Below are 19,969 nucleotides of genomic sequence, written 5' to 3' on the forward strand. Positions count from 1 at the left end.
GCAGGAAAAAAGCCCGGTCACCTGACCGGGCTTTTTTTTTACAGCCGCTCGCCCAGCGAAGAGAAAATGACGGATAACGCGGGGCGTTCATAAGGTAAGCGCTGTGGTCGCACATCGGGCTGCTGAGGCGTGCCCAGACCAAAGGTAAAGGCATAGTTATCGCCTTCGCCCATGCGCAGATCGGCAATGGTCGTCTGCCCATCCTGCTCACGCAGAGCGTAAAAGCCGTGGCTGAACCAGGCGACACGTTCGGCATACCAACTGCCCCGGAAGGCGTCGAACAGTTCAGGATGACGCGGATACCACGTCACCTGCAGCGGACGTGAGGGTGATAACAGCGACCAGTATGCCTCGCCGTAGCGATCCGGCGTGATGATCACACTGCGCCAGACCAGCGTATTAAAAGCCGTCGGCGTGACCAGCACTTTACCGCTCGCAATGCCCTGCTCCGTCAGCGAATCACGAATCTGCCAGCCTGCGACGCCCTGAATCACCACACTCCAGACCAGATACAGTGTACTCAGCGTCAGTCCGAGGCGGTTCCCGCGCAGCCCCTTATCACCGCGACGCCAGAGCGCCACGCCCAGCCCTGTCAGCAGTGGCAACGTATAGAGGGGATCGACGATATACATACTGCCAATGGCATAGGGATAATCGGTGATCGGCAGACCGAACTGGGTGCCATAAACCGTCATCAAATCGAGTAACGGGTGGGTAATCAGCGCCAGCCAGATCGCGGGCCACCAGAGCGGCCATGTCACCCGCTGCCGGAACAGTCCGGCGACGAGCCAGGGCCAGTGTGAGCCAGAGCAGCGCATGCGTTTCGGTGCGATGCAGCGTCATGTTGCGTATCGCATCGCCGTGGTCAATAAAGACATCGAGATCGGGTAAAGTGCCGCAGACGCCGCCCACCAGCGCGGCCTGCCAGACGGGCACCCGACGTCCCATCACGGCGACACTCACCGAGGCACCCAGGACGAATTGCGAAACAGAATCCATTGATTAACTCCGTCACTGAACGGTGAGTGTGTCCTGCATTACCGAACGCGAATCCCTTCAATAATCATGCGCTGAACGTTATCAACAGTCTGGTCGAAAAAGGCCGGATCGCTGAGCGTCTGGCCGGTGACGGCTTCAACCTGGGTGGCAAAATCGGCGTAGTGCTGCGTGGTGGCCCACAGCATAAAGATCAGATGCTGTGGCTGAACGCCCGCCAGCCGTCCCTCATCAATCCAGCGTTCAATAATGGCCGCCTTGTCATCCACCAGCTGCTTGAGATCGCCCGCCAGCTCCCCTTTCAGCAGCGGCGCGCCCTGCAGCATCTCCAGACAGAACAGCCGGGAAGCCTGAGGATGATCGCGCGACACTTCCAGCTTCAGCCGGATATAGCGCCGGATGGCGACCAGCGGATCCTGATCGTGCGCCAGCGCGCGCAACGGTGCCAGCCAGACATCCAGAATCTGTTTGAGCACGGCCACGTAGAGCACTTCTTTAGAAGGAAAATAGTAGAGCAGATTGGTTTTAGAGACATCGGCCAGCTCGGCCACCTTATCGAGGCTGGTGCCGTGAATGCCAAACTGTGAGAAGAAGGTTAATGCCGCTTCCAGTATGGCGGCCCGCTTCGCTGCAACCGCACGCGAACGACGCGTTGGCTTTTTTTCATCGGTATTCACACATTTACCTCATCCATCTGGTGTCACCGCATCATAGCAAAGGGATTCATCGCTGCCCAATCCGCGCCCTGCACCTTTTTTGCTCAGCCTGCATGCAAAACGTGCAGCGAATTTTGACCATATGGTCTGAAATGGACCAGTTACTCCACATAACACTTTCGGGTTATTTTTAACTCATTGTTATCTAAAAAAATAAAAAATGTGGCACACAGTTTGCAGAATTGTGACTGAGCGCAGCCTACAGGGACGTAGCAGGATGCAGTGCCGCGCGTGAAACACCTTTCCCCCATCGCAACGAGGTTTCACATGAAGATAGGCGTCTTTATTCCGATTGGTAACAATGGCTGGCTGATTTCGTCCAATGCGCCGCAGTACATGCCGACCTTTGAACTGAACAAAGCCATCGTGCTGAAAGCCGAGCATTACCACTTCGACTTTGCGCTCTCGATGATCAAACTGCGCGGCTTCGGCGGAAAAACAGAATTCTGGGATCATAACCTGGAGTCATTCACGCTGATGGCGGGCCTGGCTGCCGTCACGTCACGTATTGAGATCTACGCCACCGCAGCCACCCTCACGCTGCCCCCGGCGATTGTGGCGCGCATGGCATCCACTATCGATTCCATTTCAGGCGGTCGTTTCGGCGTTAACCTGGTGACCGGCTGGCAGAAACCCGAATATGAGCAGATGGGAATGTGGCCGGGCGATGAGTACTTCGGCAGCCGTTACTCTTATCTGACCGAATACGTTACCGTGCTGCGCGACCTGTGGGGCACCGGGAAATCGGACTTTAAAGGTGAGTTCTTCACCATGAATGACTGCCGCGTCAGTCCGCAGCCACAGCGCCCGATGAAGGTGATTTGCGCCGGTCAGAGCGATGCCGGAATGGCCTTCTCCGCCCAGCACGCCGATTACAACTTCTGCTTCGGCAAAGGAGTGAACACGCCTTCTGCATTCAGCTCGACCTCGATTCGCATGAAGCAGGCCGCCGAAAAAGCGGGCCGCGATGTCGGCTCCTATGTGCTGTTTATGATCATCGCAGCCGAAACAGATGAAGAAGCGCGGGCTAAGTGGGAACACTACAAAGCCGGGGCGGATGAAGAGGCGCTCTCGTGGCTCACTACCCAGAGTCAGCAGGACACCAAATCAGGCAGCGACACCAATGTGCGGCAGATGGCGGATCCGACCTCGGCCGTCAACATCAATATGGGCACCCTGGTGGGTTCATACGCCAGTGTCGCGCGGATGCTGGATGAAGTGGCGCAGGTTGAAGGCACTCACGGCGTGCTGCTGACCTTTGATGATTTCCTGGAAGGTATTGAGAACTTCGGTCAGCACATTCAGCCGCTGATGGCCTGCCGCAGCGCCCTGCTTGACACACAGCAGGAGGTGGCATGATGAATACCGTTTATTGTGCCCACACGCCGGATGTTCCGCAGGTTGAACTGCCGGCGCGGCCAGAACCGATTGCTTTTCCGCCTGGCCAGACGGCACTGATTGTTGTGGATATGCAGAATGCTTACGCCACAGAAGGCGGTTACCTGGACCTGGCGGGATTCGATGTTTCCGCCACGAAACCGGTCATTGCGAAGATCCATCAGGCAGTGACGGCGGCCCGTGCGGCCGGCGTTCAGATCATCTGGTTCCAGAACGGCTGGGACAGTGACTATGTTGAAGCCGGTGACGCCGGTTCCCCCAACTTCCACAAATCGAATGCACTGAAAACCATGCGCAAACGGCCTGAACTGCAGGGTTCACTGCTGTCGAAAGGCGGCTGGGATTACGCGCTGGTTGATGAGCTGGTGCCACAGGCCGGTGACATCGTGCTGCCAAAATCGCGCTACAGCGGCTTCTATAACACCCCGCTCGACAGCATGCTGCGCAGCCGCGGGATCCGCCATCTGATTTTCACCGGCATCGCCACCAACGTCTGTGTGGAATCGACCCTGCGCGACGGCTTCTTCCTGGAGTACTTCGGCGTGGTGCTGGAAGACGCCACGTATCAGGCTGGCCCGCCCTTTGCTCAGCAGGCGGCCCTGTTCAATATCGAAACCTTTTTTGGCTGGGTATCGGATGTCGATACCTTCTGCGAAAGCCTGAATACCCGTTAATCCACGAAGAGGACGTCGCTATGCCGAAAAGTATCATTGTTCCACCTGGCACCACCACGCCCATCGCCCCGTTTGTGCCCGGTACGCTGGCGGATGGCGTGGTCTATGTCTCGGGTACGCTGCCGTTTGATGGTGACAACAATGTCGTCCATGTGGGTGATGCCGCCGCGCAGACCCGCCACGTGCTGGAAACCATTAAAAAGGTGATAGAGACCGCCGGTGGCACCATGGACGATGTGACCTTTAACTCGATCTTCATCACCGACTGGTCGAATTACGCCGCGGTGAATCAGGTTTACGCCGAATACTTCCCCGGTGAAAAACCTGCCCGTTTCTGCATTCAGTGCGGGCTGGTCAAGCCTGACGCGCTGATTGAGATCGCCAGCGTGGCGCACATCGGCAAGCCGGAGGTCTGATGCAGCTGGATATTCTGGGCCTGCAAAATCCTGAGGCACCGACGCTGGTGCTCTCTTCCGGTCTGGGCGGCGTGGCGGGTTTCTGGCAGCCGCAGCTGGCAGCGCTGACGGCACGCTATCGGGTCGTACTGTATGACCAGCGCGGCACCGGTCGCAGCGCGGACAGCTTACCGGAAGGCTACAGCATGGCGATGATGGCGGCGGAGCTGGCCGACGCGCTGGCGCAACACGGCATCCTGCGCTTCAGCCTGATCGGTCACGCGCTGGGCGGTCTGATGGGGATGCAGCTGGCGCTGGATTATCCGGATCGGATCGAACGGATCGTGGTGATCAATGGCTGGCTGTCGCTGCATCCGCATACCCGCCGCTGCTTCCAGGTGCGGCAGGATCTGCTGCTCAATGTTGGCGTCGAGGCTTTCGTGCGCGCTCAGCCACTGTTTCTCTATCCTGCTGAGTGGATGGCCGAGCATCAGACGCGTCTGGAGCAGGAAGATAGTCATCACATCACGCATTTTCAGGGGATGGAAAACCTGATGCGTCGGCTGCACGCCCTGATGAGCGCCGATTTCAGCACACGGGCCGCCGCCATTCCGCAACCGGTGCTGGTGATTGCCAGCCAGGACGATCTGCTGGTGCCGTGGAGCTGCTCAACCGAGCTGGCCGCGGCGCTGCCGAATGCCACTGAACAGATGATGGCCTGGGGCGGCCACGCCATGAGCGTCACCGACCCTGAAAAATTTAATGCCCTGCTGCTGCAGTGGCTGGATCAGACTGATGACGTGCAGCCGCTGCAGCGCGTCGCAGGATAACCCTTTCGCGGAGAACACTATGAGCCTGGAAACCCTTACCCCAGCCATTGAGAAAACTGAGTTTCGGAATGCGATGTCGCGGCTGGGTGCTGCGGTCAACATCATTACGACGGAAGGCCCGGCCGGACGCGCAGGTTTTACCGCTTCTGCCGTGTGCAGCGTCACCGATTCGCCGCCGACGCTGCTGGTCTGCCTGAACCGCTCTGCCTCGGTGTATCCGGTGTTCCGCGAAAACATGCAGCTGTGCGTCAATACGCTGGCAGCGGGCCATGAAACGCTCTCCAATCTGTTCGGCGGGAAAACGCCGATGGCTGACCGTTTTATTGCCGCTGAGTGGTCAACGGCCGTAACCGGTTCGCCGGTGCTGAGTGGCGCCGTCGCCTCCTTTGACTGTCGTATCACACAGATTGTCAGTGTGGGTACGCATGACACGCTGTTCTGCGAAGTCGTGGGCCTGGTGCGTAATGACGACACCCATGGTCTCGCCTGGTTTGACCGGGGATACCATCCCCTGATGCGGCAGGATGCCTGTTAACACTTCCCTGTAACCCACCGGCATTCATAACGCTCTGGAGTAGACGATGGCACGATCCTGGTTTCCGCAATGGCAAAAGAAGTCGGCACTAACTGAAAACGGTATTATCGCCCCGGATGAGACACTCCCCCTGGGGCAGACGCTGGTGCTGGGTTTACAGCATGCGGTGGCGATGTTTGGTGCAACGGTGCTGATGCCGCTGCTGATGGGGCTGGATCCCAATCTGGCGATTCTGGTCTCGGGTATGGGCACGCTGCTGTTCTTCTTTATTACCGGTGGTCGGGTGCCCAGCTATCTCGGGTCGAGTGCCGCTTTTGTTGGCGTAGTGATTGCGGTAACCGGTTTCAGCGGTCAGGGACTGAACCCAAACCTCAGCGTGGCGCTGGGCGGCGTCATCGCCTGTGGCGTGCTTTATACGCTGATTGGGCTGGTGGTGATGAAGTCCGGCACGCGCTGGATCGAAAATCTGATGCCGCCCGTGGTGACTGGCGCGGTGGTAATGGCAATTGGGCTGAATCTGGCTCCGATCGCGGTTCACAGCGTCTCCGCCTCTTCATTCGACAGCTGGGTCGCGGTGATGACCGTGCTCTGTATCGGTCTGGTGGCGGTGTTTACCCACGGGATGATTCAGCGTCTGCTGATTCTGGTCGGCCTGATTCTGGCCTGGGTGATCTATGCGATTCTGACCAACGGTCTGGGATTGGGCAAACCGGTCGATTTTACGATGCTGTCACAGGCAGCCTGGTTTGGCCTGCCGCACACCACCGCACCGACTTTTGATCTGCAGGCGATGGTGCTGATCGCGCCGGTGGCGATCATTCTGGTGGCTGAAAACCTCGGACATCTGAAAGCAGTGGCAGGCATGACTGGCCGGAACCTCGATGCGTACATGGGACGGGCTTTTGTCGGCGATGGTCTGGCAACCATCCTCTCCGGCTCGATTGGCGGCAGTGGCGTGACGACCTATGCCGAGAATATCGGTGTAATGGCCGTAACCAAGGTCTACTCTACGCTGGCATTTGTTGCCGCGGCCATCATCGCTATCCTCGCCGGCTTCTCTCCGAAGTTTGGTGCGCTGATCCACACCATTCCGGCTCCGGTCATTGGTGGCGCATCCATTGTGGTGTTCGGGCTGATTGCGGTGGCGGGCGCACGCATCTGGGTGCAGAACCATGTCGATTTAGGTCAGAACAGTAACCTGATAATGGTCGCCACCACGCTGGTTCTCGGCGCAGGGGATTTCGCACTGAAAATCGGCTCCTTCACGCTGGGCGGGATCGGTACCGCCACCTTCGGCGCGATTATCCTCAATGCCATTCTGCGCCGACGCAGCGCGGCGCAGCAGGATAAGCCGCTGGCGCGGCAGCAGGGTTAACTACTCCAGCGGTGTAGCAGCAGGCTGCACCGCTTTTTTTCGTTTCAGCCGCAGCTCACTGACGATCACACCGCAGACAATCAGCGCCCCACCCAGCAACGCCAGCCCCGGCAGTCGCTCACCCGCAATACGCCCCACCACACCCGCCCAGACCGGTTCCCCGGCATAAATCACCGTGGCACGGGTTGGCGAAACGCTGCGTTGTGCCCAGTTCATGGTGACCTGAATCAGGGCACTGGCCGCACCCAGTCCCAGCGCGCTGAGCAGCAGCGGCGTTGAGATCGCGGGCACCGTCTCACCATTGGGGATCATCAAGGCAAAGGCACACAGCGACGCCACCGCCAGCTGAATCAACGTCACGCGACGCACATCGACCTGACCGGCGTAGCGGCTGATTAAGATGATCTCAGCGGCAATCGCCAGCGTGCTGAGCAGCGTCGCTATTTCACCCGCATTCAGGCTGATGCGACCATCCTGCGGCCCGGCCACCAGCAACAAGCCGGTAAACGCCAGCAGAATCCCCAGCCACGACATTAATCCCGGCGGACGGCGTAAAAACAGCCACTGCAGCAACGGTACGACCGGAACATAGAGCGCGGTGAGAAAGGCAGACTGACTGCTGGAGATGGTCTGCATGCCCCAGGTCTGAAGGCCATAGCCTCCGGCGATCGACAGGCCAATCAGCGCGCCCGCTTTGACCTCCAGCCAGGTTATACCGGCCAGATAACGGCGGAAGAAGAGCGCCAGCAGCAGTGCAGCGGTGGCGAAACGCAGTCCGACAAAGAAGAACGGGCCGGCGTGCTGCATCGCGCGATGCACCACCAGAAAGGTGCCGCCCCAGATCATAGTGATAAAAAGTAATACCAGCTCCTGCCGCGTCAGGCGCAGGGTTAAACCGCGGAATGTGTCCGACATAATTCACCTGATGATGGGTTCGGACGATATTGTGGGGAGAGCGAGGTGGAAAAGCAATGATGTTCACCGCCGGTCTCAGCCGGCGGCAGTGCGGGGTTATGCGTCCGCTTTTTTAGGGCTGCTGCGTCCGCCCTTCTCACCGGCACGTGCGGCACGCTGTGGATCATTTTTGAAATTACCGCCGCTGTTTTTCCCCCCTTTCCGTCCCGCCTCTGCGGCACGTTCACGGTTTTCAGCAAAATTTCCTGAACCGCCACGATGTGTCGTCATGATTTGCTCCTGTCGCGTAGTGCGATAAATAAGAATAAAAAGCAGAGGGCTGACGGCCCGAAGGCGAATCCATCCCATGCTTAAATAATAGCCAGATTCTGCTTTAACTCGTCTGGCAGTCACATTTTGCAACAGAGTTATCACCAGCAATTTGATTAAAGAACGAACATTCTGCCAACATACAACCGATTAGCTGCAGATTTATTGACCGGCTCTTGCCCTGCAGACCCGGCATCGCCTGCGTAAAATGAAAGCTCTTCTATACTTTTTCTGGACGTCAAAACCACCTGGAGAGATTTATGGCCAAAATTCTGGTGCTCTACTACTCGATGTACGGACATATTGAAACAATGGCGAACGCGGTTGCAGAAGGCGCTCGTCGGGTTCCCGGCGCGGAAGTGGATATCCTGCGGGTACCAGAAACGATGGAGTCCGATCGCTTTGCACAGGTGGGCGGCAAAACCGATCAGCAGGCCGCTGAAGCCACGCCTGAGGTGCTGCCGCAGTATGACGCGATTATCGTCGGCACCCCGACCCGCTTTGGCAACATGGCCGGGCAGATGCGGACATTCTGGGATCGCACTGGCGGTCTCTGGGCGTCGGGCGCACTGTTTGGCAAGGTTGCCAGCGTCTTTACCTCAACCGGCACCGGCGGCGGTCAGGAACAGACCATTACGTCAGTCTGGACCACCCTGGCGCATCACGGCATGGTGATTGTCCCTATCGGCTACGGAACCAAAGAGTTGTTCGATATCTCACAGGTTCGCGGTGGCACGCCTTATGGTGCGACCACGCTGGCGGGCGGCGACGGTTCGCGTCAGCCTACAGAAGCGGAACTCAACATCGCCCGTTTCCAGGGTGAACATGTTGCCGGACTGACCGTTAAACTGCAGGACTGATTTAACTAAAGGAGAAAAGTATGTCTACTGAACAATCGAAAGCACATCACGTTGGCGAATGGGCAAGTCTGCGTCATACCTCCCCTGAAATTGCCGAGGCCATTTTCGAAGTGGCGAATTACGATGAGAGACTGGCAGAAGAGATCTGGCGTCAGCAAGGCAGCGATGACGTGCTGATTCGCGCCTTCGAAAAAACCGATAAAGATCTCCTGACCTGGGATGACAAGCCCGTAGAACGTAAGAACGTCTGATTCAGGGGCGGGACTTTCCCGCCCTCAATTTTTTAGCTCACCAAGGAGTACGCTATGTCTTCCTATCAAAGCATTAATCCCGCGAACAACCAGTTGCTGAAAAGCTGGCCGTCACACGATGAAGCCGCCGTCAGCCATGCCCTGGACGTGGCCGATCGCCTTTTCCACTCCTCATGGAGCAAAGGTGAGATCCAGCCACGTCTGCAGGTGCTGAAAAAACTGGCTGATCTGATTGATAGCCGCGCGGAAGAACTGGCCACCATCGCCAGTAAAGAGATGGGTAAACTGATTGGTCAGAGCCGTGGCGAAGTGAAAATCTGTTCGCAGATTGCCCGCTACTATGCAGAGAATGCAGAACGTATTCTGCAGCCGCAATCCTATCCGAGCGATCTGGGCGAAGCCTGGGTCGAGTATCACCCGATTGGCGTGTTAGTGGCCGTCGAACCGTGGAACTTCCCTTACTATCAGCTGATGCGCGTGCTGGCGCCTAACCTGGCGCTGGGTAACCCGGTGCTGGCAAAACACGCCAACATTGTACCGCACTGTGCCGATGTGTTTGAAAAGCTGGTTCGTGAAGCGGGTGCGCCTGAAGGCGCCTGGACTAACCTGTTCATCTCCACCGATCAGGTCGCCGATCTGATTGCTGATGATCGTGTTCAGGGTGTCGCCCTGACCGGTTCCGAGCGCGCAGGCAGCGCCGTGGCTGAGCAGGCCGGTAAACATCTGAAGAAATCGACGCTGGAGCTGGGCGGCAATGACGTGTTTGTCGTGCTGGATGATGCCGATCTCGACGAAGCCGTTCGTCAGGGCGTGCAGGCGCGCCTCAGTAACTGTGGTCAGGTCTGTACTGCTGCGAAACGGTTTATCCTGCATGAGAAGATTGCCGATCGCTTTATCAGCCAGTTCAGCGCCGCGCTGAGTTCCGCCACGCTGGGCGATCCGCTGGATGAGAAGACCACGCTTGGCCCGCTCTCTTCCGCTGACGCGCGTGACCGTCTGGTGAAACAGGTCGATGAAGCCGTCGCTAATGGCGCAAAACTGGTGACGGGCGGTAAAGCTGTTGAAGGTGCAGGTTGCTTCTATCAGCCAACCATCCTCACTGGCATAACCCCGGATAATCCCGCTTATTATCAGGAGTTCTTTGGTCCGGTGGCGCAGGTTTATGTCGTGGGTGATGATAACGCGGCGGTGGCGCTGGCAAACGACTCGCACTACGGTCTGGGCGGCTCGGTCTGGACGCGTGACACGGCACGTGGTCGTAAACTGGCGTCTGCCATTGAAACCGGCATGGTGTTTATCAACTCGCAGAGTGATACCTCAGCGGAGCTGCCTTTTGGCGGTGTGAAACGTTCAGGCTATGGTCGTGAACTTTCCGATCTGGGTATCAAAGAGTTTGCTAACCAGAAACTGGTTGTCGTGGCGGGTTAATCGTCGTGCAGCCATAAAAAAACCCCGTCTCGACGGGGTTTTTTATTATCGGCGAAACAGCGCGATTACTGTGTTGCCACAGCCGGTGACTTCGATTCGTCGTTGTGCGCCGCTGCAGGTGTATTCGCAGCGTTAGCCTGGTCAGTTGAGGCTTTCGCGTCACTGGCCGATGCGGCTTTGTCTGCTTTCGCTTTCTCAGCAGCCGCTTTGTCCGCTTTTGCCTTCTCAGCAGCGGCTTTATCGGCTTTTTCTTTATCAGCGGCGGCTTTATCGGCGTCAGCTTTCGCTTTGGCCGCGGTCGCTTTATCCGCTTCAGCTTTGTCAGTAGCCGCATCATGGGTCGCTGCAGCTTTAGCACTGTCATCGTCAGTCTGGGCTGCCGGTTCCGGTGCTGCCGCTGGCTGCATTGGCGTGCCCTGCAGCGCAGCATTCAGCGCCTGAGAGAACTGATCCCAGCTGCAATAGCCATTGGCATCAGTCTCACAACCCGCCAGCTGCAGCGTGACGCGCTTCGGTGGGTTCTTCAGGCTCAGCACGTCTGCATTACGCAGCTGATCGGCGGTCTGATAGACATACTCAACTTTAAGCAGGTCTTTATCATTTTTCGCATCATGCCAGCGTTCGAAAACAACCTGACCGCCAATCGGCGTTTTTTCGTAGGTATCAGGCAGTTCGTAAGGCTTGACCTGCAGGGCGCTCAGCAGTGAGGCGATGTTCGAGTCATGGCCGACCATCAGCGTGATTTTCGGCGCGTTGGCTTTGTCCTGATCCACTAACTGACTGCGGATGTAATCCACCAGCGGTGCAGCCACTTCACGGGAAACGTCCGGGCTGGTAAACAGCGCGTCCTGATAACCATTTTTGATCGCTGACAGCTCTTTCCACTGTTCAGGCGTCTTGATCTGGCCCCACGCAACCTGATCCAGCGGGAAACCTTCGTAATATTGCAGCGTGAAGGCGTCCATCAGAGAGTTACCCACTTTCAGCGGGCCACTGACAGTCGGCTCTTTACCGTTTTCAGCGCTGAAGGTGTTCTGGCCGCTGCTGAGATCACACTGCTTTTTGTTGTTGCAGGCAGGCGATGCTTTGTAATCGACAATCTTTTCCAGGCGCTGGAAGGCAGGCTTCAGCGACAGTTTTTCATTCGCAGCAGTCATCGCGGCCAGGGCTTTCTTATTGAATGCATCGCTGCCGTCGGTGATGACCGGATTGAAGATAGGATCCATGGAGCCCATTTCATCCTGATGAGTGACCGTCACGTCACAGCCAGGGAAGGCACCATTGACAAAGAACTGGGCGGTGGCAACGGTGCGCTGCAGGCTGTTAGCGTAAACAAAGACGTTATTGCTGTCAGGACAGCTGCCGTTCTTCACCAGGCCCTGCTGTGCCAGCCACTGACGGGTGTAGTTACCCATGTAGACTTCCAGCACCCCCCCTTTCGTGGTCAGCTGTCCGCCGGGAACATCCCACTGCGGCCAGCTTTTTTTGGTCGACTGCTCCAGCACACTGCCATTATCGGCCAGCGGCGCACGCAGATTGTGACGACTCAACATCAGCACCTGTTGCAGCTGCATATCACCCTCAGCAGCAAATGCTACCGTTCCGACCGGCAATGCAGCGAGCACTGACAATGCGCAAAGACTCAGTTTCTTGATCATTGTGCCTATTCCATTTATTCAGTAAAGAAACACTCTGGCTATCAACCGATTAGCTCGCCTCAGAGCGATGTATTTAACAGTGTAACTCAGCTCGCCTCAGAAAAGCGCCAGATGTTTGCAAAAACAGTGAGTGGACTATAGCAGAGATGCAATGGACAGATGAATGCGCAGCCGCGCGTCATCGGCAGTGGCGACCGTTTTTTCGGACTGGAGGAAGAAACAGGAATGGCAGAAACGAAACAGGCCAGCACTGAGTGCTGGCCTGTAAAATGTGGCGGAGGAGGAGAGATTCGAACTCTCGGATGGTTTCCCATCGGCGGTTTTCAAGACCGCTGCCTTAAGCCGCTCGGCCACCCCTCCGTTTTGAAACAGTACTGCGTCGGAAAAATCGTTGATTTTTACCGCTTTATTGCCTGTGGCAGATAAAGTGGCGGAGGAGGAGAGATTCGAACTCTCGGATGGTTTCCCATCGGCGGTTTTCAAGACCGCTGCCTTAAGCCGCTCGGCCACCCCTCCGCAATGACGCGCACTATAAACACCCCGTTTAGGGATGTAAAGCATCTATCTGTTTATTCGCCTGAAAAACAGCCAGATTGTGATTTTTTGATGTCAAAATCGCCACTCTGCTCAAACAATTAGCAGATTAGCGCGTAAAGAAGGGTAAAACGCCTTTTCCCTCATTAATGGCCTGCGTATTCTCGGCACATATTTTACGATCTGCTGATTAGTGTTCTGCTTAAAGGAGCGCAACATGGAAAGAATTGTCACCTCATCGCAGTCCTCGCTGCTGTCAACACACAGAGTTCTGCGTAATACCTATTTTCTGCTGGGGCTGACCCTGGCCTTCTCGGCCGTCACGGCGACCGCCAGCACCCTGCTGGCCTTACCTGCGCCTGGCTTAATCCTGATGCTGGTCGGCTTTTATGGCCTGATGTTTTTAACCTACCGTCTGGCTAACAGTCCGATGGGGATTCTGGCCGCCTTTGCGTTTACCGGTTTCCTGGGATATTGCCTGGGTCCTATCCTGAGCTCCTTCTTAACCGCAGGCATGGGCGACGTGATCGCGCTGGCGCTGGGCGGTACGGCGCTGGTGTTCTTCTGCTGTTCAGCCTACGTGCTGACTACCCGTCGTGATATGTCCTTCCTGGGCGGCATGATGATGGCAGGCTTTGTGGTACTGCTGGTCGCGGTGGTCGCAAATATCTTCCTGCAGCTGCCGGCATTGCATCTGGCTATCAGCGCCCTGTTTATTCTGTTTTCTGCCGGTGCCATTTTATGGGAAACCAGCAACATCATTCATGGTGGCGAAACCAACTATATCCGCGCGACGGTCAGCCTCTATGTTTCGTTGTACAACATCTTTGTCAGCCTGTTGAGTCTGCTGGGTTTTGCCCGCAGCAACTAACTTGGAGTGACAGTCAGCCTGTAAAACCCCGCTTCGGCGGGGTTTTTGCTTTTACTGCCCGCCAGGTTTGCTAAACTGCGCCGTCATTTACAGAGAGGACATCACGTGAATTTTAACGGTAACGAAATTGCCGTCGATGCCGAAGGCTATCTGAAAAGTACCGACGACTGGAGTGAAGCGCTGGCGGCACACATTGCCGGTCTGGAAGGCCTCACCATGACCGAGGCGCACTGGGAAGTGGTCCACTTTGTGCGCGCGTTTTATCTGGAATTTAACACCTCACCGGCCGTGCGGATGCTGGTAAAGGCGATGGCGCAGAAATATGGCGAAGAGAAAGGGAACAGCCGTTACCTGTTCCGCTTGTTCCCTGAAGGGCCAGCCAAACAGGCGACAAAAATCGCCGGCCTGCCCAAACCGGCGAAATGTCTGTGATTAGGCGGTTTTAAAATCACGGGGCGGCTCTGCGGGCTGGCAGGGCTCCACCAGCACCTTATCAACACGCGCGCTGCGGGGCCCGCCCGCTTTAAGCCAGGCGATCAGCGCATCGACCTGCTCCGCCTCGCCCCAGGCCAGTACCTCGACGCTGCCGTCCTCCAGATTTTTCGCGTACCCCATTACGCCCAGCGTCCTGGCTTCTGCCTGAGTACTGTAACGAAACCCGACGCCCTGGACGCGGCCATGAACCCATGCTTTAAAACAGGCTGCTGACATTATTCTCTCCTGCTGCTGTTCGTTGCAATTTCCCGTTATCCACCGGACAATGGCGCCTCATTTTTTCAGGTAAGCATAGCAAACTATGACAGTCAGATTGATTCTCGCAAAGGGACGTGAAAAGTCCCTGCTCCGTCGCCATCCATGGGTCTTTTCAGGTGCCGTTGCGCGTCTGGAAGGTAAAGCGCAACTGGGTGAAACCATTGACGTTTGTGACAGTAATGGTAAATGGCTGGCTCGCGCCGCTTATTCACCCGAGTCGCAGATTCGCGCCCGCGTCTGGAGCTGGCAGGCCGATGAATCCATCGATATCGCCTTCTTTGTCCGCCGTTTTGAACAGGCACAGCAGTGGCGTAAATGGCTGGCAGCCCGCGATGGTCTGGACAGTTATCGCCTGATCGCCGGTGAATCTGATAATTTACCGGGCGTCACCATCGACCGTTTTGGCAACTTTTTAGTGATGCAGCTGCTCTCGGCTGGCGCGGAATATCAGCGTGCAGCGATCATTACTGCCCTGCAGCAGTGTTTCCCTGGCTGCGCCATCTATGACCGTTCTGACGTCGCCGTACGTAAGAAAGAGGGTCTGGAGCTGACGCAGGGCACCGTCACCGGTGAACTGCCACCGCCGCTGCTGCCGATTACTGAACATGGCATGAAGCTGCTGGTTGATATCCAGGGCGGCCATAAAACCGGTTATTACCTTGATCAGCGTGACAGTCGCCTCGCCACGCGCCGTTACGCGCAGGATGCCCGCGTACTCAACTGCTTCTCTTATACCGGCGGATTTGCGGTTTCTGCCCTGATGGGCGGCTGTAAAGAAGTGATCAGCGTTGATACCTCACAGGAAGCGCTGGACGTTGCCCGTCAGAACGTTGAACTGAATGAACTGGACCTCTCCCGTGCGCGCTTTGAGCGTGATGATGTTTTCAAACTGCTGCGCCGTTATCGTGACAGTGGTGAGAAATTTGATCTGATCATTATGGATCCGCCGAAGTTCGTCGAAAACAAAAGCCAGTTGATGGGCGCCTGTCGCGGCTATAAAGACATCAATATGCTCGCCATTCAGTTACTGAATCCGGGCGGCGTCTTAATGACTTACTCCTGCTCCGGTCTGATGGCCACCGATCTGTTCCAGAAGATCATCGCCGATGCTGCGCTGGATGCGGGCCGCGAAGTGCAGTTTATTGAGCAGTTCCGTCAGGCCGCCGATCATCCGGTCATCGCAAGCTATCCGGAAGGTCTCTACCTGAAAGGTTTCGCCTGCCGCGTGATGTGACTTGAAAAAACGGCTCCTGCCCCCATATTGGTAAGAGAGCTTTTTTTCGGAGGTCACTATGATTGCCAGTAAATTTGGTATTGGTCAGCAGGTTCGTCATCGTTTGTCCGGCGTACTGGGCGTTATCGTCGATGTCGATCCTGAATACTCGTTAGATGAGCCTAAAATTGAAGATGTTGGCGCGGAAGAGAAGATGCGCACCGCGCCCTGGTATCATGTGGTGATGGAAGATGAGGAAGGCGATCAGGTGCATACCTACGTCGCGGAGATTCAGCTTTCCGGTGAGACCAGCATTGAACATCCTGAACAGCCTTCAATGGATGAGCTGGCGGCGTCAGTCCGTCAGCAGCTACAGGCGCCTCATCTGCGACATTAATCTGTGGCGGCACGCTCTGCCGCCACGCTAATTTTTAACGCGTTATCCCCAGACGCGGAATTTCAATCTTCGGGCAGCGATCCATAATCACCGTCATGCCCGCATCCTGAGCCAGCACTGCCGCCTGTTCGTTAATCACACCCAACTGCAGCCATAATGTTTTTGCCCCCACGGCGATCGCTTCCTGCGCCACGCCCCATGCCGCTTCTGAATTGCGGAAGACATCCACCATATCAATCTCGCCGGGTACATCCGCCAGGCTGGCATAGCCCTGCTGCCCCAGCAGGGTTTTACCGGCCAGTTTCGGGCTGACCGGGATCACTTCATAGCCCTGATCGAGCAGATATTTCATCACACCGTAACTGGGACGGTCAGGGCGATCACTTGCCCCAACTAAGGCGATACGACGGGTGCGCGTCAGCACGTCACGAATTGTCTGGTCGTTCATGTTTATCTCCTTTCAGGCCAGTGTTTAGTGTAGATGGGCACGCCCGTCTGCGGGTAAGTCCGGAGCGCAATTAATTGAACCTGCGCACGAATAAATATGTTTAAATGTAAATTAACTGCCATAATGTAAGAATTTGCTACACATCACCCTTTGTGTCATCGGTTACCGGAGTAGAAATGAAGCTGTCGCTGGCTGTAACGGGGTTATTAACACTCCTCGTTTCGGCGTCCTGTTCTGCCATCACATTAAAGCTCGATCCACAGATCGATCTGCTGGTGCTGGATGGTCGAAAAATTTCAGGCTCTCTCCTTAAAGGAGCAGACAGCTTAGAGCTGGATCGTGGTCAGCATCAGTTTCTGTTTCGGGTAGAGCAGCAGCGCGAGGGTCAGAAAGAGAACGTTATCTCTTATCAGTCGCTGCCCATGATCGTCACGTTTACCGCAGTCGCTAAAACCATCACCATCCGGTTACCGGCGCTGGAGACAAAACGCGAGCGTTATCATTTTGACCGCAGCCTGAATTTTCAGCTGGTGGATGAAAAAGGCGCGGAGATTGCCAGCGTGCGCGACCATCTGCCGGTCACGACAAATGCAGATATGGAAAAAGCGATGCTGAATTATAACCGCACCCGCCAGATCGCCTCTGTGCCCCGGTTTGCAAATTCCGCTTCTGCACCCCCCTCTTCCGTAGAGCTAACCGCCGATCTGGACTGGACGACGCAGGCCGAACTGCCCTCGCTGCATCGCTGGTTTCACCGCTTCGATGAAGCCACGCGCCAGCAAATTCTGACCCTGGTTAAAATGCTACGAACGAGTTGATAGCGTCGAATGGCCAGAGGTAAACTCGTGCTTTCTCTTCTTGCGCATGAGCCTTATCAGGACGCCTTTATGGAACAGACTGTTCGTACCCTTGGCACCATAAAACATATCGCGCTGGTCGCCCATGACCACTGCAAAGCCGCCCTGCTTGACTGGGTGAAACAAAACCAGCCCGCGCTGGAATCGCACATCCTCTATGCAACCGGGACCACCGGAAATCTGATTAATCGCGATACCGGCCTGAATGTGACAGCCATGCTGAGCGGCCCGATGGGCGGCGATCAGCAGGTGGGTGCGCTGATTTCGGAAGGGAAAATTGATGCGCTGATTTTTTTCTGGGATCCACTCAATGCCGTGCCGCACGATCCGGATGTGAAAGCGCTGCTGCGTCTGGCGACCGTCTGGAACATTCCGGTCGCCACGAACCGCTCCACAGCGGACTTTATTATTCAGTCGCCCCTGTTTGCGCAAAGCGTGGAGATAATGATTCCCGACTATCAGCGTTATCTGGCCGATCGCCTGAAATAACTCAGGCTTTACGCAGCACCGGCACGCCCAGTTGGCGGAAGTGATCGACAAACGGTGACGGCGCTGCCTTATCGAACATCAGAAAGACCTGCTGGCGCGCGCGCGTCAGCGCCACATAGGCCAGACGGCGCTCTTCCGCATCCGGGAACGCTTCGGGTTGCGGTAACAGACCCTGTTCAATAATTGATTCACGAACTTCTGCCGGGAAGCCCTCTTTGCCCTGCTGTAATCCCAGCAGAATGACGTAATCCGCCTGCTGACCTTTGCTGGCATGAATTGTCATAAATTCCAGATTGAGCTTCGGCCAGCGGGTTCTGGCTTTATCCAGTAAGTCCGGCCGCAGATAGTGATAGCGCGCCAGCAGCAGAATTCGCTCCTCAGGTTTCGCATAACCGCTGAGTTTGTTCAGCAGCGCTTCCAGCTGATCCTCCGCCAGCAGTGAAATCGACTTTTTGTTGCCTTTAGTGACGCTGTTCAGCGGTTTTGCCAGCTGCTGCGGATTCTGCTGGATAAACCGGTTTGCAATATCGCCAATGCGATCGTTGAAGCGATAGGTGGTGTCCAGCACGCAGCGGTCGCCCTCGCCAAAATAGTGATGAAATGCGGTGGTCAGCGTCATCTCGGCACCGCTGAAGCGATAGATAGCCTGCCAGTCATCACCGACAGCAAACAGCGCGGTACGCTTATTCTGCTGGCGCAATGCACTGAGCAACGCGGCACGCTGCGGCGAGATATCCTGGAACTCATCGACAAGGATGTGTTTCCACGGGCTGATGAACCGTCCTTTTTCAAGAATGGCAATCGCCTGGTGAATCAGACCCGAAAAGTCGACCGCCCCCTCCTCTTTTAACGCGCTCTTCCACGCTTTCAGTAACGGTGCCATCAGTTTGATGCGTTTACTGAAGAGATCCCGGACCTCTTCCGGCACATCCGCGATCATGGCCGCCTGCGCGCCGCCATGCATACGCATCAGACCGAGCCAGCGCTCCAGTCGTGACGCCAGCCGGTTTGCCAGCCTGTCGTCCTCCCAGAATGGCCCCTCCGGTAACTCCCACTCCAGTTCGTCCCGCAGCCACTGACGCCAGCCGTTTGCCATCGCCTTCTTCTCATGGCACTGCTGTCGCCATTCCTGGATCAGTAATGTGCGACGCGCCTCGGCATCGCTCTCCAGCTTGCTGATAACCGGCTGTTTGTTACTGCCTTCGCGGATAATATGCAGCGCCAGAGAATGGAAGGTACGCGCCTGGATATCACCGGCGGAGAGACGTGACTGGATACGCTCGTTCATCTCTTCGGCAGCCTGGCGACCAAATGCCAGCAGCAGGATTTGATCCGCGCTGGCCAGTTTGCGCTGCATCAGCCAGCCTGCACGGGCCACCAGCACAGAGGTTTTACCGCTGCCTGCACCGGCCAGCACCAGCAGAGAATCTTCGCCATTGACCACCGCCTCACACTGCGACTGATTAAGCGGCGTGCTCTCAACGCTGGCGAAGAACGCCTGATAGCGGGTCAGCATAGCGGCCGTCCAGTCGCGGTTTCGCTGGCGCAGGGCCGCGTCGCCCTGATCCAGCCAGCGCTGACAGAACGACCCGTTTTCGCGGCAGTCCGGAAAATCTTTTAAGCGGGTGAGCGGCATCGGTAACGCATCAAACTGTCTGAGAATTTTAGTTTTCAGCGCCTGCAACTCATGGCGGTTAAGCCAGCGATCCTGCGCGCCAAAGGCCTCGATGTCATCACGTAGCGACTGGAGTACCTCACGGCACACCACGCTCATCTCCAGACTCCAGTTCTGCCAGGCCTGCATCAGATAGTGGTGAAAACGCTGCGTCTCCTGCCATTCCGTGCCGTGCAGCCTGACCACTTTTTCATCGGCCAGCAAAAATTCCAGCTCGCCCCAAACCAGCCCGCGCTTGCAGGCGATATCCAGTAACTGGTTAAAGGGAATCAGATACTCGTGCTTATCGCCACTGACTTCGACGCCCGCCGCCATCAGGCGGACACGATTATAAGGATGCTGGGCAAGCCGTTTGCCCATCGAGGTTGCTTTCAGTTCCACGCCGACACCAA

22 protein-coding genes, 2 tRNA genes and 1 pseudogene are annotated in these 19,969 nt (G+C 56.5%); 15 read left to right on the top strand and 10 right to left on the bottom strand.

Annotated features, from left to right (window positions below; translation table 11 throughout):
• Window positions 1–38 precede the first annotated feature (38 nt).
• Both PU624_RS15910 and rutR read right to left on the bottom strand, forming a co-directional pair.
• A pseudogene (locus PU624_RS15910) lies at window positions 39–999 on the bottom strand (metal-dependent hydrolase).
• 38 nt (window positions 1,000–1,037) lie between these two features.
• Window positions 1,038–1,673: an HTH-type transcriptional regulator RutR gene (rutR, locus tag PU624_RS15915; RefSeq protein ID WP_283545760.1), complete on the bottom strand. Its 636-nt coding sequence runs from the start codon at window positions 1,671–1,673 to the stop codon at window positions 1,038–1,040.
• 306 nt (window positions 1,674–1,979) lie between these two features.
• On the opposite strand from rutR, the gene rutA reads away from it, so the two are divergent.
• From rutA to rutG, 6 genes are read left to right on the top strand one after another with little or no spacing between them, the layout of a single operon-like run.
• Window positions 1,980–3,071, top strand: coding sequence for a pyrimidine utilization protein A (gene rutA, locus PU624_RS15920; protein WP_283545761.1), 1,092 nt, complete (start codon window positions 1,980–1,982; stop codon window positions 3,069–3,071).
• On the top strand, window positions 3,071–3,784 hold the full coding sequence (gene rutB / locus PU624_RS15925) for a pyrimidine utilization protein B (RefSeq protein WP_283548014.1): 714 nt from the start codon (window positions 3,071–3,073) through the stop codon (window positions 3,782–3,784). Before rutA ends, rutB begins: the two co-directional genes overlap by 1 nt.
• Before the next feature lie 20 nt (window positions 3,785–3,804).
• The gene (rutC, locus tag PU624_RS15930) at window positions 3,805–4,200 is read left to right on the top strand and encodes a pyrimidine utilization protein C (RefSeq protein ID WP_283545762.1); all 396 of its coding nucleotides are present in this window, start codon (window positions 3,805–3,807) and stop codon (window positions 4,198–4,200) included.
• Complete coding sequence (gene rutD / locus PU624_RS15935; RefSeq protein ID WP_283545763.1) at window positions 4,200–5,009, top strand: pyrimidine utilization protein D; 810 nt, start codon at window positions 4,200–4,202, stop codon at window positions 5,007–5,009. Before rutC ends, rutD begins: the two co-directional genes overlap by 1 nt.
• A 19-nt stretch (window positions 5,010–5,028) precedes the next feature.
• Window positions 5,029–5,544 (top strand): NADH-dependent FMN reductase RutF, encoded by a 516-nt coding sequence (gene rutF, locus PU624_RS15940; protein ID WP_283545764.1) that lies wholly within the window; start codon window positions 5,029–5,031, stop codon window positions 5,542–5,544.
• Between the two features lie 46 nt (window positions 5,545–5,590).
• The gene (gene rutG, locus PU624_RS15945) at window positions 5,591–6,919 is read left to right on the top strand and encodes a pyrimidine utilization transport protein G (protein WP_283545765.1); all 1,329 of its coding nucleotides are present in this window, start codon (window positions 5,591–5,593) and stop codon (window positions 6,917–6,919) included.
• Here rutG and PU624_RS15950 read toward each other — a convergent pair whose 3' ends face one another.
• Entirely contained in the window at window positions 6,920–7,834 is a 915-nt protein-coding gene (locus tag PU624_RS15950; protein WP_283545766.1) for a DMT family transporter, read from the bottom strand.
• 96 nt (window positions 7,835–7,930) lie between these two features.
• Window positions 7,931–8,104 carry a con-10 family general stress protein gene (locus PU624_RS15955; protein WP_013357370.1) on the bottom strand — a complete coding sequence of 58 codons (174 nt, stop codon included), beginning with the start codon at window positions 8,102–8,104 and terminating at the stop codon, window positions 7,931–7,933.
• Between the two features lie 299 nt (window positions 8,105–8,403).
• Between PU624_RS15955 and wrbA the strand changes: the two genes are divergently transcribed.
• Genes wrbA through PU624_RS15970 form a run of 3 tightly spaced genes read left to right on the top strand, consistent with a single transcriptional unit; the run spans window position 8,404 to window position 10,682 of the window.
• Entirely contained in the window at window positions 8,404–9,003 is a 600-nt protein-coding gene (wrbA, locus tag PU624_RS15960; RefSeq protein WP_283545767.1) for an NAD(P)H:quinone oxidoreductase, read from the top strand.
• 20 nt (window positions 9,004–9,023) lie between these two features.
• Window positions 9,024–9,254, top strand: a complete 231-nt coding sequence (locus PU624_RS15965) for a YccJ family protein (RefSeq protein WP_003850006.1) — start codon at window positions 9,024–9,026, stop codon at window positions 9,252–9,254.
• Between the two features lie 54 nt (window positions 9,255–9,308).
• Entirely contained in the window at window positions 9,309–10,682 is a 1,374-nt protein-coding gene (locus PU624_RS15970; protein ID WP_283545768.1) for an NAD-dependent succinate-semialdehyde dehydrogenase, read from the top strand.
• Window positions 10,683–10,747: 65 nt separating this feature from the next.
• Here PU624_RS15970 and agp read toward each other — a convergent pair whose 3' ends face one another.
• From agp to PU624_RS15985, 3 genes are all read right to left on the bottom strand, one after another.
• Window positions 10,748–12,340 (bottom strand): bifunctional glucose-1-phosphatase/inositol phosphatase, encoded by a 1,593-nt coding sequence (gene agp, locus PU624_RS15975; RefSeq protein WP_283545769.1) that lies wholly within the window; start codon window positions 12,338–12,340, stop codon window positions 10,748–10,750.
• Between the two features lie 272 nt (window positions 12,341–12,612).
• A tRNA-Ser gene (locus tag PU624_RS15980) sits at window positions 12,613–12,700 on the bottom strand.
• A gap of 68 nt (window positions 12,701–12,768) precedes the next feature.
• Window positions 12,769–12,856: transfer RNA gene (locus PU624_RS15985), tRNA-Ser, on the bottom strand.
• A gap of 235 nt (window positions 12,857–13,091) precedes the next feature.
• Between PU624_RS15985 and yccA the strand changes: the two genes are divergently transcribed.
• Together yccA and PU624_RS15995 are read left to right on the top strand one after the other, a co-directional pair.
• The gene (yccA, locus tag PU624_RS15990) at window positions 13,092–13,745 is read left to right on the top strand and encodes an FtsH protease modulator YccA (RefSeq protein ID WP_003850014.1); all 654 of its coding nucleotides are present in this window, start codon (window positions 13,092–13,094) and stop codon (window positions 13,743–13,745) included.
• Between the two features lie 105 nt (window positions 13,746–13,850).
• Window positions 13,851–14,177 (top strand): TusE/DsrC/DsvC family sulfur relay protein, encoded by a 327-nt coding sequence (locus tag PU624_RS15995; protein WP_090962426.1) that lies wholly within the window; start codon window positions 13,851–13,853, stop codon window positions 14,175–14,177.
• On the opposite strand, the gene yccX is transcribed toward PU624_RS15995, so the two are convergent.
• Window positions 14,178–14,456: an acylphosphatase gene (yccX, locus tag PU624_RS16000; RefSeq protein WP_283545770.1), complete on the bottom strand. Its 279-nt coding sequence runs from the start codon at window positions 14,454–14,456 to the stop codon at window positions 14,178–14,180.
• A gap of 85 nt (window positions 14,457–14,541) precedes the next feature.
• Here yccX and rlmI point away from each other — a divergent pair, with 85 nt between their 5' ends.
• Together rlmI and hspQ are read left to right on the top strand one after the other, a co-directional pair.
• A complete protein-coding gene (gene rlmI / locus PU624_RS16005) occupies window positions 14,542–15,732 on the top strand; it encodes a 23S rRNA (cytosine(1962)-C(5))-methyltransferase RlmI (RefSeq protein ID WP_283545771.1) in 1,191 nt (396 codons plus the stop codon).
• A gap of 58 nt (window positions 15,733–15,790) precedes the next feature.
• The gene (gene hspQ / locus PU624_RS16010) at window positions 15,791–16,108 is read left to right on the top strand and encodes a heat shock protein HspQ (RefSeq protein ID WP_010246651.1); all 318 of its coding nucleotides are present in this window, start codon (window positions 15,791–15,793) and stop codon (window positions 16,106–16,108) included.
• A gap of 34 nt (window positions 16,109–16,142) precedes the next feature.
• Here the strand turns inward: hspQ and PU624_RS16015 are convergent, their stop codons facing one another.
• Entirely contained in the window at window positions 16,143–16,556 is a 414-nt protein-coding gene (locus PU624_RS16015) for a CoA-binding protein (RefSeq protein WP_283545772.1), read from the bottom strand.
• A gap of 176 nt (window positions 16,557–16,732) precedes the next feature.
• On the opposite strand from PU624_RS16015, the gene PU624_RS16020 reads away from it, so the two are divergent.
• Window positions 16,733–17,374, top strand: coding sequence for a YccT family protein (locus PU624_RS16020; protein WP_283545773.1), 642 nt, complete (start codon window positions 16,733–16,735; stop codon window positions 17,372–17,374).
• Between the two features lie 69 nt (window positions 17,375–17,443).
• Window positions 17,444–17,902 carry a methylglyoxal synthase gene (gene mgsA / locus PU624_RS16025; RefSeq protein ID WP_090962438.1) on the top strand — a complete coding sequence of 153 codons (459 nt, stop codon included), beginning with the start codon at window positions 17,444–17,446 and terminating at the stop codon, window positions 17,900–17,902.
• A gap of 1 nt (window position 17,903) precedes the next feature.
• Here mgsA and helD read toward each other — a convergent pair whose 3' ends face one another.
• Complete coding sequence (gene helD / locus PU624_RS16030) at window positions 17,904–19,958, bottom strand: DNA helicase IV (RefSeq protein WP_283545774.1); 2,055 nt, start codon at window positions 19,956–19,958, stop codon at window positions 17,904–17,906.
• Window positions 19,959–19,969 lie beyond the last annotated feature (11 nt).

The sequence above is a fragment of the Pantoea sp. Lij88 genome (assembly GCF_030062155.1).
In the GTDB taxonomy this organism is placed as follows: Bacteria; Pseudomonadota; Gammaproteobacteria; order Enterobacterales; family Enterobacteriaceae; genus Pantoea.